Below are 12,904 nucleotides of genomic sequence, written 5' to 3'. Positions count from 1 at the left end.
GGTGCGCACGAGGCGCGGTGCTCCCGGCCCAGACGGCCGGAACAGTGATTGTAAGCAAAATGTTAGATAGGGGTGTTCGTCGATAATTCAATTGGCCGGGCGAGATTTATCGATGCGATGTCGCGAGCTTGATGCCCAGCCCGACAAAGGCGCCGCCGACCGTGCGGTCGAGCCATTTGCGCACACCCGTCTTGCCGGCGAAACGTTCAGTCACGCTGCCTGCAATCCAGGCAACGAAGCTGTTCCAGACCGTGCTCATGGCAATGAACACCATGCCGAGCGTCAGGAAGGCGAGCGTCTTGTGCTGACTATCGGCGGCAACGAATTGCGGAAAGAACGAGACGAAGAACAGCACGACTTTAGGATTCAGCACGTTGGTGATGAAGCCTTGCGCGAACAAGCGGTGCAGCGGCTTCGGCGCGGACTTTTGGGGCGCTTCCGGATCGGGGGATGCGGCCGTGTCCTCGTGCTTCGCGAACAGCAAACGGACGCCGAGATAAATCAGATAAATCGCGCCGGCAATCTTGACGACGGTGAAAGCCGTAGCCGATGCCGCGAGAATCGCCGTCAGGCCGAACGCGGTGGCGAGCGTGTGCACGATGCAGCCCGCGGAAATGCCGAGCGCCGACACGACGCCCGCGCCGCGCCCCTGCGCGACGCTCCGCCCGACGATGTAAGCCGTGTCGGGACCCGGCGTGACGTTCAGCAGGAAAACAGCGATGAGGAAGAAGGTGAAACCGGTAATGCCGAGCATCGGGAACTCCAGACAGACAGACGCGTGTTGACAGCCCTTTATTTTAGCGCCGCGCCTGTTTGAACGTCCTTCAGATCAGCGTGAAACGCTGCCCCTTCACCAGCGGTGCGCCGGCAAGAAACTCGCGCACGGGCAGACGTTTGCCTCCCGGCTTTTGCAGTTGCATGAGCTTGAGCGCCCCGCTGCCGCACGTCACGACAATGCCGTCCGGACCGACTTCCGCGATCGTGCCGGCGTCGCCCTGAACCGCGGCAGACTCGACGGGCTGAGCCGCCCAGATCTTGATCGCCGCGCCGTCCAGCGTGCCGAACGCGCCGGGGAAGGGATCGAGCGCGCGGATCTGGCGCCCGAGTTCCGAGGCGGAGCGTCGCCAGTCGAGCGCCGCTTCGTTCTTGGCGATCTTCTCGGCATACGTGACGCCCTCTTCCGGCTGGGGCGTGGACGGCAGCGCGCCGTCGCGTTCCAGGTCGCGCAGCGCCGCCACGATCAGTTCCGCGCCCATCTGCGCGAGCCGGTCGTGCAGCGACGCGGTGGAATCGTCGGGAAGAATGGCCGTGCGCCCTTCGCGGATCATCGCGCCCGTGTCGAGGCCGGCGTCCATCTGCATCAGCGTGATGCCGGTTTCGGCGTCGCCCGCCTCGATGGCCCGGTGGATCGGCGCCGCGCCCCGCCAGCGCGGCAGCAGCGACGCGTGGATGTTGATCGCGCCGCGCGGCGCAATGTCGAGCACTTCCTGCGGCAGGATCAGGCCGTAGGCGGCGACCACCATCACGTCATGCGGCGTGGCCTTCAACAGATCGATGGCTTCGGCGGCTTCCTGCGGATACTTGCCCGCGCGGCGCAGCGAAGCGGGTTGCGCGACGGCCAGGTCGTGCTCGACGGCAAAACGCTTGACCGGGCTGGCAGTCAGCTTCATGCCGCGTCCCGCTGGCCGGTCCGGCTGCGTCAGCACCAGAGGCACGGCAAAGCCCGCTGCATGAATGGCCGCCAGCGCAGCGGCAGCGAACTCGGGCGTACCGGCGAAAACCACACGCAGCGACTGGCTCATGGATTACAGCGCCTTTTCCAGCTTCTTCATCTTGCCGCGAATGCGCGTCTGCTTGAGCGTAGACAGGTATTCGACGAACACATGACCCGCCAAGTGATCCATTTCGTGCTGGATGCACACGGCAAGCAGCCCCTCGCAATCGATCTCGAAGGTCTCGCCCTTTTCGTTGAGCGCCTTCACGCGCACCTTGTCCGGCCGCTCCACGAAGTCATAGATGCCCGGCACCGACAGACACCCTTCTTCCCACTCTTTCTTGCCCTCGCTCGACCAGACGATTTCCGGATTGATGAAGACCATCAGCTCGTCATGCGCGTCCGAGGTGTCGATCACGATCACGCGCTCATGCACATCTACCTGGGTGGCGGCAAGGCCGACGCCCGGTGCGGCGTACATGGTCTCGGCCATGTCGGCGACGAGCTTGCGGATGCGGTCGTCCACGACGGCGACAGGCTTCGCCACCTTGTTCAGGCGCTTGTCCGGGTAGTTGAGTATCTTGAGCAGAGCCATGATTCGGATTGTCTACGCGCGCCGCGACGCGTGTAAATCGGCCATTCGGCCAGGTTGCGGGGAAGGGGCGGCCTGCCAAAAATATGCGGGTGAATCTGCTGGATTCAACGCCGCCGGCAAGCGGCCCGTACGCGTCGCATCAGGCCTGAGCAAAAGGCCAGGCGACGTCTTTCAATGTCTTTCGGATCAAAAATCTTAACATGACGACCGTCGCCCCGCCGACCGAGGCCAGCGCCTCGACGCCCGCCGCCGAAGAACTTCGCGCGTGGCTGCGGCTCGCGCATGCCCGCGGATTGCGGCCACTCGCTCTGCGTCTGTTGCTCGCGGCTTTCGGCGGGCCGTGCGAAGTGCTGGAGGAGAGTTTCGCGTCGCTCGCGCAGGTCGCCGGCCCGGGCGCCGCCGAAGCCGTGCTGGCGCCGCCGGCCGAAATCGAAGGGACATCGTTCGGCCACTATATTGAAGGAGCGCTGGCGTGGGCGGCCGAGCCCGGCAACCGCATCCTGACGCTCGCCGACAGCGACTATCCGCAAGCCCTGCTCAACATGCCCGATCCGCCCGCGCTGCTGTACGCAAAAGGCCGGCTCGAGCGGCTTCAAGCGCGCGCGGTGGCCATCGTCGGCAGCCGGCATGCCACGCCGCAAGGTCTCGAAGACGCGCGCCGGTTCGCGCACGCGCTCTCGGGCGCAGGGCTCGCCGTGATTTCCGGACTGGCGCTCGGGATCGATGCCGCAGCGCATCGCGGCGCGCTGGGCAGCGCCGCCGGCACCATCGCCGTGATCGGCACAGGCGCCGATCTCGTCTATCCGGCTGCGCACCACGCGCTCGCGCACGAGATCGCCCGGGACGGCGCCATCCTGTCCGAATGGCCGCTCGGTACGCCCGCCCGGTCCGCCAACTTCCCGCAACGCAACCGGTTGATTGCGGGGCTGTCGGGCGGCGTGCTGATCGTCGAGGCTGCGATGCGCTCCGGCTCGCTCATCACGGCCCGCCTCGCCAACGAAATGGGGCGCGACGTCTTCGCGCTTCCCGGGTCCATTCACGCGCCGCTGGCCCAGGGATGCCACCGGCTGATCAAGCAAGGCGCCAAGCTCGTGGAAACGCCGGAGGAGATCCTCGAGGAATTCGGCTTTCCGACGCCAGGCACCGCTGCTGCAAGCCGCCGCACGGCACCGAAGCCGGTCAGCGCGTCGTGGGCTTCGGCGCGCTTGCCTCTGGAGAACGCTCCCGGCGAACAGGCCGCGCGCGTACTCGCTGCCTTGGGCCACGCCCCGGCAACCCTTGAAATACTCGCAGCGCGCACCCAGTTCGACGGCGCGGCGTTGCAAGGCATGCTGCTGCAACTCGAAATGAGCGGCCACGTGGCGCCGCTGCCGGGCGGCCGCTATATGGCAGTAGAGCGACCGTAACGCGGCGTCATGCTACATTCGCGAAAAAATGCGCCGTCCCCCGCCGTCGAACAAGAGGATTTCGTTGAAACCATGCCCGCGCTGAATCTCGATACCGATGCCGAGCGCATCGCTGAGCGCATCGCCGAGCCCGGCACGCTGTTCGTCGCCTGCCTGTGCGCCGAATGGTGCGGGACGTGCCGCGAGTATCTGGATGGTTTCAACGCGCTGGCCGACGCCCATCCCGAAATCTGTTTCGCGTGGATCGACATTGAAAATCATGCCGACCTTCTCGACGACCTCGACGTGGAAAATTTTCCGACGATTCTGATCGAAGATTCGGTCACGACCCGTTTCTTCGGAACCGTGCTGCCGCAAGCGTCGATCGTCCAGCGTCTGCTGACCGATCTCACCGCGCTGCCCGATATGGCGGGCGCGCCCAAGCTGCGGCCCACGCTTGCCATGGCGTGACCGTCGCCCGGCCCGGCGCGGGACTTGAAGCGAACGCGTAAAAAGGGACAGGCAGCGGACAAAAAGCGGGCATGAATTGCGCGCAGCGCCATGTTCAATCCACCTTTTCAGGCAGCCGGCTGCAACGCCGCCATCGCGCTTCGGCGCCCACCGCGCAAAGCCTGTGCTATAAAGCGGTCGTTGAAGCAGCCCAAACTGGGCCGCTGCCAGTTACCAAATTAATTGAGTCATGTCCAAAGCCCTGATCATCGCTGAGAAGCCCTCCGTCGCGAACGACATCGCGCGGGCGCTGGGCGGCTTCACCAAGCATGACGAGTACTACGAGAGCGACGACTACGTGCTCTCGTCGGCCGTCGGCCACTTGCTGGAGATCGCCGCGCCCGAGGAATACGACGTCAAGCGCGGCAAGTGGAGCTTTGCCAATCTGCCGGTCATTCCGCCGCATTTCGACCTGAATCCAATCGCCAAAAGCGAGTCGCGCCTCAAGGTGCTGACCAAGCTGATGAAGCGCAAGGACGTCGACCGTCTCATCAACGCATGTGACGCGGGGCGCGAGGGCGAACTGATCTTCCGCCTGATCGCGCAGCACGCGAAGGCCAAGCATCCGGTCCAGCGGCTCTGGCTGCAATCGATGACGCCCGCCGCGATCCGCGAAGGTTTCGCGAACCTGCGCAGCGACGCCGATATGCAACCGCTCGCCGACGCCGCCCGCTGTCGCTCCGAAGCGGACTGGCTGGTCGGCATCAACGGCACGCGCGCGATGACCGCGTTCAACAGCAAGGGCGGCGGTTTCTTCCTGACGACCGTCGGACGCGTTCAGACGCCAACCTTGTCGATCGTCGTCGAACGCGAAGAGAAAATCCGTCGTTTCGTCCCGCGCGACTATTGGGAAGTGCGCGCCGAGTTCATCGCCGCGAAGGGCCTGTATGAAGGCCGCTGGTTCGATCCGAAGTTCAAGCGCGTCGAGAACGATCCCGAGCAGCGCGATTCGCGCCTGTGGAGCCTCGCGGCGGCGGAATCAGTCGTGGCCGCCTGCCGCGGCAAGACCGGCACCGTCACGGAAGAATCGAAGCCGTCCACGCAGATGTCGCCGCTGCTGTTCGACCTGACGAGCCTGCAGCGCGAAGCCAACAGCCGCTTCGGCTTCTCGGCGAAGAACACGCTCGGTCTCGCGCAGGCGCTGTACGAAAAGCACAAGGTCCTCACCTATCCGCGTACCGATGCACGCGCGCTGCCCGAGGATTACCTGAGCACGGTCAAGGACACCATGACCATGCTCAAGGACAGCAATAACTATCTGCCGTTCGCCAAGCAGGTGCTGGACAAGGGCTGGGTGAAGCCGAACAAGCGCATCTTCGACAACTCGAAGATCAGCGATCACTTCGCCATCATCCCGACGCTCCAGGCGCCGAAGGCGCTGTCCGAGCCGGAGCAGAAGCTGTACGACCTGGTGGTCAAGCGCTTCCTGGCGGTGTTCTTCCCGGCGGCGGAATTCCTCGTGACCACGCGTATCACCGAGGTCGCCGGGCATCACTTCAAGACCGAAGGCAAGGTGCTGGTCGAGCCGGGCTGGCTGCAGATCTACGGCCGCGAAGCCGCGGGCGAGGACGGCAATCTCGTGCCGGTGCAGAAGGACGAGAAGGTCGATGTCGAGAAGGTCGCCGCTCACGGCCTCGTGACCAAGCCGCCGGCGCGCTATAACGAAGCGTCGCTGCTCTCGGCCATGGAAGGCGCGGGCAAGCTCGTCGAGGACGAGGAACTGCGCGATGCGATGGCCGCGAAGGGGCTCGGCACGCCGGCCACGCGCGCGGCGATCATCGAAGGGCTGCTCGGCGAAAAGTACATGGTGCGCGAAGGCCGCGAGCTGATTCCGACCGCCAAGGCGTTCCAGCTGATGACGCTGCTGCGCGGTCTCGGCGTCGAGGAACTCACCGCGCCCGAGCTGACCGGCCAATGGGAGCACAAGCTCTCGCAAATGGAGCGTGGCAACCTGCATCGCGATGCCTTCATGCAGGAAATCGCGCGCATGACGCAGACCATCGTCAAGCGGGCAAAGGAATACGATTCCGACACGATCCCCGGCGATTACGCGACGCTCGAAACGCCCTGCCCGCACTGCGGCTCGCAGGTGAAGGAGAACTATCGCCGCTTCGCCTGCACCAAGTGCGAATTTTCCATCTCGAAGATTCCGGGCGGCCGGCAGTTCGAGATTCCGGAAGTCGAGGAGTTGTTGCGCGAGAAGACCATCGGGCCGCTGTCGGGTTTCCGCAGCAAGATGGGCCGGCCGTTCTCGGCCATTCTCAAACTCGCGCTCGACGACGAGATCAAGAACTACAAGCTCGAATTCGACTTCGGCCAGGACAGCGGCGGCGAAGACGGCGAACCGCCCGATTTCTCCGAGCAGACGCCGGTCGGCGCGTGTCCGAAGTGCCGGTCGCGCGTGTTCGAGCACGGCATGAGCTATGTCTGCGAGAACTCGGTCGCGAATCCGAAGACCTGCGACTTCCGTTCGGGCAAGGTCATCCTGCAACAGGAGATCGCGCGCGAGCAGATGCAGAAGCTGCTCGGCGAAGGCCGCACGGATCTGCTGACGGGCTTCAAGTCGTCGCGTACCGGACGTAACTTCAAGGCGTTTCTCGTCAAGCAGCCGGACGGCAAGATCGGCTTCGAATTCGAGAAGAAGGAAGGCAAGCCGGCGGCGAAGTCGGCCGCAGCCAAGCGCGGCGCGGCTTCGGCGGAAGCGCAGGCGGACAGCGGCGACGATGCCGGCGACAGCGATGTCGCCGTGGCCGCCAAGACCACGCGCGCCAAGCCGGCCGCCGCCAAGAAGGCGCCCGCGAAGAAAGCTGCCGCGAAGAAGACCACGGCGCGCAAGACGAGCTGATTGCATTCGGCTGCTCAGCCGGTTGATTTAGACAGCTTCAAACAAAACCCCCCCGCGAAGCCTCTTCGCGGGGGTTTTGTTTTTTCATCCGCGCCAGGCGCGAGCTTTTCAGAACGGCGATGCCGCCGGCACCCGCCCCCGCGTCCGTGAGGGCTTGGTGAGCTTGGGCCCCAGTTCGCCATCGATCGGACGTGAACGCGGAGGCGGGGCCGGTTCGTCGTCGGCGTGCTCGTAGTGCGACTGAGCCGCTGGCGCGACCGGCTGGCCACGGCCGTCGCGAATCCATTGCTCGCCGAGCTGGTGATTCGGCGTCTGGCTGAAATGCTCGACCAGATGATCGATGAAGGTACGCACCTTCGCCGGCAAGTGACGGCGGCTCGGATACGCGACATTGATCTCGACCTGCGGCAACTGATGGTCGCCGAGCAGGCGCACGAGCTGGCCGCGCGTCGTGTCGTTGCCGATCAGATAGCTCGGCAGGATCGCGATGCCCATGCCGAGCAGCGCGAACTGTCTCAGCATCTCCGTATTGTTCGCGATGATCACGTTCTGCGGCCGCACGCGCACCTCGCCTTCCGGACCCGTGAACACGCGCTCGTCGCCCCAGTATTCCGAAGGCAGGCTCAGGCACGGATGTTCGAGCAGATGCTCGGGGCGCGTCGGCGTACCGTGTTTCTCCAGGTACGCGGGCGTCGCGCAGACGGTCATGCAACCCGTCGTCAGGCGCCGCGTGACGACGCTCGCGCTCTTCACCTGCCGCGCGATGACGATGCCGACATCGAAACCTTCTTCAACCAGATCGACCTGACGGTCCACCAGCGTCACGTCCGGAATGACTTTCGGATAGCGCTGGGCGTAGGTCTGCAACACCGGCGCGAGATTGTGCAAGCCGAAGACGACCGGCGCGACGATGCGCAGCGAACCGAGCGGTTCGTGATTGCGCGCCACCACCATTTGTTCGACGTCTTCGAGCTCGTCGAGAATTTGCCGCGCCCGCTCCAGATAAACCTGACCGGACTCGGTGAGCGAGAGACTGCGCGTCGTGCGATTCAGAAGACGCGTGCCGAGGCGGCCTTCGAGGTCCGCAACGTGACGCGTCGCCACTGCATTGGAGATGTCCATCGCGCTCGCGGCCCGGGCAAAACTCCCCAGATCGGCGACGCGGACGAACACTCTCATCGACTGCAAATGATCCATAAGACAACTCCTGCCGCCATGCGGCTTGAATTCTGCTGCAACGCAATTCAGGATTATCCTAGGACTGGGCGTTTCGTGCAGAAGTTGCCGGGAAACCGGAAAAAGTCGAAAAAAAACGGTCGGCGGAGGCTGTTACGCAGATGAAAGATCACCGATTGTTGCGGATCACACAACGCTTGATCGGCTGGATTCCTGTAAGCGGAATTTTGGCCGGGCTGGCAAACCCGTTTTTGACAGTGTAGATGCGCAGAAAACGGGCCCGACGCAGCGGGCCCGATATTGGGGATTGATTTGACCGGCGTTACCAATCCAGCACTTAACCTCGCCGCATCATCCCGCAGATCAAACCGATTCACGCCGCCAGACGCTTCTCCATCCCCGCCTTGGCCTGCGGCAAGGCGCCCGGAAGACCCTGCTGCAACTTCGTGAACAGCTCGTCGTGCAGGGCAAGTTCGTCGCGCCAGGCCGTGTCATTGACCGAAATGACCTGTTCGAACTGCTCGCGCGAGAAACCGAGCGCGCCCCAGTCGATGTCCTCGTAACGCGGCGAAATACCGAACGCGTGCTCCTCGCCCTGCGCCGTGCCTTCAATCCGGCCAATCATCCAGTTCAGCACGCGCATGTTTTCGCCGAAACCCGGCCACACGAACTTGCCGTCGTCGCCCTTGCGGAACCAGTTCACGCAGAAGAACTTCGGCACTTTCGCGTTCATCGCGTCCAGGCGCTCGCCCATCTTGAGCCAGTGGCCGAAATAGTCCGCCATGTTGTAGCCGCAGAACGGCAGCATCGCGAACGGGTCGCGGCGCACGACGCCCTGCTGCCCCGCCGCGGCCGCCGTGGTTTCGGAGCCCATCGTCGCGGCCATGTAGACGCCTTCGTTCCAGTCGCGTGCTTCCGTCACCAGCGGCACCGTGTTGGAACGGCGGCCGCCGAAGATGAACGCGTCGATCGGCACGCCGGCCGGATTCTCCCAGTCCGCGTCGATCGACGGACACTGCGACGCCGGCGCCGTGAAACGCGCATTCGGATGCGCAGCCTTTGCGCCCGTTTCCTTCGCGATCGCCGGCGTCCAGTCGCGGCCCTGCCAGTCGATCAGATGTGCGGGCGGCGTATCTGTCATGCCTTCCCACCAGACATCGCCGTCATCGGTGAGCGCGACGTTCGTGAAGATCACGTTCTCCTTCAGCGTGGCCATCGCGTTGAAGTTGGTCTTCTCGCTCGTGCCCGGCGCGACGCCGAAGTAGCCCGCCTCCGGGTTGATCGCGTACAGGCGGCCGTCGCGGCCCGGCTTGATCCACGCGATGTCGTCGCCGATGGTCGTCACCTTCCAGCCATTCAGGTCGCTCGGCGGAATCAGCATCGCGAAGTTGGTCTTGCCACATGCCGACGGAAACGCCGCCGCAACGTGATACTTGCGCCCCTGCGGCGACGTCACGCCGAGGATCAGCATGTGTTCGGCGAGCCAGCCTTCGTCGCGGCCCATCGTCGAGGCGATGCGCAGCGCGAAGCACTTCTTGCCGAGCAGCGCATTGCCGCCGTAGCCCGAACCGAAGCTCCAGATCTCGCGCGTTTCCGGGAAGTGAACGATGTACTTCGTATCGTTGCACGGCCAGGGCACGTCGTTGCGGCCGTCCGCCAGCGGCGCGCCCACCGAATGCACGCACGGCACGAACTCGCCTTCCTCGCCGAGCACGTCGTACACCGCGCGGCCCATGCGCGTCATGATGCGCATGTTCGTCACGACGTACGGACTGTCCGACAACTCCACGCCGATATGCGCGATCGGCGAGCCGAGCGGGCCCATCGAGAACGGCACGACGTACATCGTGCGGCCGCGCATGCAGCCGTCGAACAGGCCGTCGAGCGTGACGCGCATTTCCTGCGGATCGATCCAGTTGTTCGTGGGGCCGGCGTCTTCACGACGCTGCGAGCAGATGAACGTGCGGTCCTCGACGCGCGCCACGTCGGACGGATCCGAGCACGCGAGGAAGGAGTTGGGGCGCTTCTCCGGGTTGAGCTTCTTCATCGTGCCGGCATCGACCATCTGCTGGCAGAGCCGGTCGTATTCTTCCTGCGAGCCGTCGCACCATTCGATACGGTCCGGCTTCGTCACGGCCGCGATGCGCTGCACCCATTCGATGAGCTTGCGGTGCCGGACATGCGCCGGCGCGTCAACTTCGACGGACTTGTTATTGTGATCTTCGACTACTGCGGGCTGGTTCATCGAGCTTGTCTCCGTTCTCTGCAATGAAAACCTGGGCCCTCAGACGCTGCGTGCGAGAGGCTTGCGAGTCGAACCGCCGGGCGTTTTCGTGCGGTCGCGATGGATGGATTCATCGCACGAAATGCGGTTCGCCAGCCGTTGCGGCGTCACGGGCATGAATCCTTCAGCATAAGTGCCGTACTGCTCCACGGCTTGCGTCGCGAAGGAACAAACTGTTAAAAAGAGATACTAAGTGGCCGGTCTCGTCGCGGATTACCGTGGTTTCCGCAAGTTGCGCTGAAGTTCTTTCTTTTGGCGCTGAGATACAGGGCTCCTGAAATGTGGGAGTCAAGCATAACATCGCATCGCGCGGGTGCCGTGATGCATCGCAGCAGGGCCTTCGGAGCACAATTTGTCGGTATTAACCCGAATTCAAGTGCTCTATTCTCGCGCTTGCCCGAAATACAGCACGTTTGATGCCTAACAAAAGCCAACCAATGCCCATGAAAATCGCCATCCTCGACGACTACCAGGACGCCGTCCGGAAGCTCGATTGCTTCCATCTGCTCGATGACCATGAGGTAAAAGTCTTCAATAACACGGTGCGCGGACTCGGACAGTTGGCCAGCAGACTCTCGGAAGTCGACGCCCTGGTGCTGATTCGCGAACGCACGCGCATCAGTTCGCAACTGCTCGACAAGTGCCCGAAACTGCGCATGATCAGCCAGACCGGACGCGCGGGCGGCGGGCACATCGATATCGATGCCTGTACCGAACGCGGCATCGCGGTGCTCGAGGGCACGGGTTCGCCGGTCGCGCCGGCCGAGCTCACGTGGGCGCTCATCATGGCAGCGCAGCGACGCATTCCGCAGTACGTCGCCAATCTCAAACAGGGCGCATGGCAGCAATCCGGGCTGAAGACTTCGGCGCTGCCGCCGAACTTCGGTCTTGGTCAGGTGTTGCGCGGCCAGACCCTGGGCATCTGGGGCTACGGCAAGATCGGCAAGCTGGTGGCGGGCTATGGCAAGGCGTTCGGCATGAACGTGCTCGTGTATGGCCGCGAGCATTCGCAGACTGCCGCGCGTGAAGATGGTCATGCGGTCGCCGAGAGCCGCGAAGCGCTCTTCGAACAAAGCGACGTGCTGACGCTGCACCTGCGTCTGTCCGAAGAGACCACCGGCATGGTCAAGCAAGACGATCTGATGCGCATGAAGCCCACGGCGCTGTTCGTCAACACGAGCCGCGCCGAACTGCTGGAAGACAACGCGCTGCTGAATGCGCTGCATCACAACCGGCCGGGCATGGTGGCGGTGGATGTCTTCGAGAGCGAGCCGATCCTGCAAGGCTATGGCCTGCTGCGGCTGGAGAACGTGATCTGCACGCCGCACATCGGGTATGTGGAGCGCGAGAGCTACGAGTTGTACTTCAGCGCCGCGTTCAAGAACATCCTCGCGTTCGATGCGGGCGACACGTCGAGCGTCTCCAACAAGGAAGCGTTGCAGCACGCGCGGCGGCGCTAGAGCGGCGTGGTAACGACGTTATAGCGTCGAGATGTCGATGTCCGGTTCGCAACGTACCGGACAGTTCACCGAGTTGGCGATGAAGCAATAGCGATGCGCCTCTTCATGCAGACGCGCCGCGAGAGCCGGGTCGCCGCCCGCGCCGATGGTCACGCGCGGGCGCAGCAACACATCGACGAAGCGGCCGTGGCCCTGCGCTTCCTCCTGCATGGTGCCGACGGCTTCATCGACGTAGCCGGTCACGACGATGCCATTCGTCGCGCACAGATGCAGATACCAGAGCATGTGGCACGACGACAGCGACGCCACGAACAACTCCTCCGGATTGTGACGCGCGGGATTGCCGCGGAAGGCGGGATCGCTCGAACCTTCTATCGCCGTCTTGCTGCCGACGCGCACGAGGTGATCGCGCGAATAGGCGTCGTAGGCGGAGGTGCCCGAACCCAGGTTGCCCGTCCAGTCGACGGTCAGTTCATACGTGTGCTGCTTCGCCACGATGTGCTCCTCATGCTCAGACAGGTTGCGATGCGGTTTCCATGAGACGCGGCAGGCGTTCGAGAAAGTCATCGGCGTCGGCGCGGCCCAGGTCGTAAGCATGTTGCATCTGGGACGGACTCGTATAGTCCCAGCTTGAAATCGGCACCTTGCGCGACGGCTGAATATAGACGCGCCGTTGCGCGCCATGCGGCACGACGAACATGCGCTCGCGCGGATAGAGCCGCGTGACCATGACGAGGACGAGACCCGGCGCGGCATCGAGCGCGGAGACGGGCACGTTGTCGACCATGCCGCCGTCCAGCACGGGACGCCCCTGGCGCCGCAGGATCGGCGTGAACTGCGTATTTCGGACGAAGGTGACCGGCCGTTTCGGGATCGTGACCGGCGATTTCGGCAACGTGACCGGCCGTTTCGGGAACGTGACCGAACGGACCGGA

10 protein-coding genes and 1 pseudogene are annotated in these 12,904 nt (G+C 63.9%); 4 read left to right on the top strand and 7 right to left on the bottom strand.

Annotation, left to right across the window (positions count from 1 at the left end; translation table 11 throughout):
* Positions 1–106: 106 nt before the first annotated feature.
* From QCE83_RS00055 to def, 3 genes are all read right to left on the bottom strand, one after another.
* Positions 107–754 (bottom strand): LysE family translocator, encoded by a 648-nt coding sequence (locus QCE83_RS00055; RefSeq protein ID WP_309806928.1) that lies wholly within the window; start codon positions 752–754, stop codon positions 107–109.
* Between the two features lie 70 nt (positions 755–824).
* On the bottom strand, positions 825–1,802 hold the full coding sequence (fmt, locus tag QCE83_RS00050; RefSeq protein ID WP_309806927.1) for a methionyl-tRNA formyltransferase: 978 nt from the start codon (positions 1,800–1,802) through the stop codon (positions 825–827).
* Between the two features lie 3 nt (positions 1,803–1,805).
* Positions 1,806–2,309, bottom strand: coding sequence for a peptide deformylase (gene def / locus QCE83_RS00045; protein ID WP_309806926.1), 504 nt, complete (start codon positions 2,307–2,309; stop codon positions 1,806–1,808).
* 200 nt (positions 2,310–2,509) lie between these two features.
* Here def and dprA point away from each other — a divergent pair, with 200 nt between their 5' ends.
* The 3 genes from dprA to QCE83_RS00030 all read left to right on the top strand — a co-directional run bounded on the left by dprA (position 2,510) and on the right by QCE83_RS00030 (position 7,049).
* On the top strand, positions 2,510–3,715 hold the full coding sequence (gene dprA / locus QCE83_RS00040; RefSeq protein WP_309806925.1) for a DNA-processing protein DprA: 1,206 nt from the start codon (positions 2,510–2,512) through the stop codon (positions 3,713–3,715).
* Positions 3,716–3,787: 72 nt separating this feature from the next.
* The gene (locus QCE83_RS00035; protein WP_309806924.1) at positions 3,788–4,165 is read left to right on the top strand and encodes a thioredoxin family protein; all 378 of its coding nucleotides are present in this window, start codon (positions 3,788–3,790) and stop codon (positions 4,163–4,165) included.
* A gap of 229 nt (positions 4,166–4,394) precedes the next feature.
* The gene (locus tag QCE83_RS00030; protein ID WP_309806923.1) at positions 4,395–7,049 is read left to right on the top strand and encodes a DNA topoisomerase III; all 2,655 of its coding nucleotides are present in this window, start codon (positions 4,395–4,397) and stop codon (positions 7,047–7,049) included.
* Positions 7,050–7,157: 108 nt separating this feature from the next.
* On the opposite strand, the gene QCE83_RS00025 is transcribed toward QCE83_RS00030, so the two are convergent.
* Complete coding sequence (locus QCE83_RS00025; protein ID WP_309806922.1) at positions 7,158–8,246, bottom strand: LysR family transcriptional regulator; 1,089 nt, start codon at positions 8,244–8,246, stop codon at positions 7,158–7,160.
* A 352-nt stretch (positions 8,247–8,598) separates the two neighbouring features.
* Positions 8,599–10,470 (bottom strand): phosphoenolpyruvate carboxykinase (GTP), encoded by a 1,872-nt coding sequence (locus QCE83_RS00020; RefSeq protein WP_309806920.1) that lies wholly within the window; start codon positions 10,468–10,470, stop codon positions 8,599–8,601.
* A 482-nt stretch (positions 10,471–10,952) separates the two neighbouring features.
* Between QCE83_RS00020 and QCE83_RS00015 the strand changes: the two genes are divergently transcribed.
* On the top strand, positions 10,953–11,969 hold the full coding sequence (locus QCE83_RS00015) for a D-2-hydroxyacid dehydrogenase family protein (protein ID WP_309806919.1): 1,017 nt from the start codon (positions 10,953–10,955) through the stop codon (positions 11,967–11,969).
* A gap of 18 nt (positions 11,970–11,987) precedes the next feature.
* Here QCE83_RS00015 and QCE83_RS00010 read toward each other — a convergent pair whose 3' ends face one another.
* Both QCE83_RS00010 and QCE83_RS00005 read right to left on the bottom strand, forming a co-directional pair.
* The gene (locus tag QCE83_RS00010) at positions 11,988–12,464 is read right to left on the bottom strand and encodes an OsmC family protein (RefSeq protein WP_309806918.1); all 477 of its coding nucleotides are present in this window, start codon (positions 12,462–12,464) and stop codon (positions 11,988–11,990) included.
* A gap of 16 nt (positions 12,465–12,480) precedes the next feature.
* Positions 12,481–12,904 (bottom strand): annotated as a pseudogene (locus QCE83_RS00005) (hypothetical protein); the annotation flags it as partial.

The sequence above is a fragment of the Caballeronia sp. LZ034LL genome (genome assembly GCF_031451215.1).
Classification (GTDB): domain Bacteria; phylum Pseudomonadota; class Gammaproteobacteria; order Burkholderiales; family Burkholderiaceae; genus Caballeronia.
The sequence above is the reverse complement of the archived record's forward strand: the minus strand, read 5'-3'. Positions and strand labels throughout refer to the sequence as shown.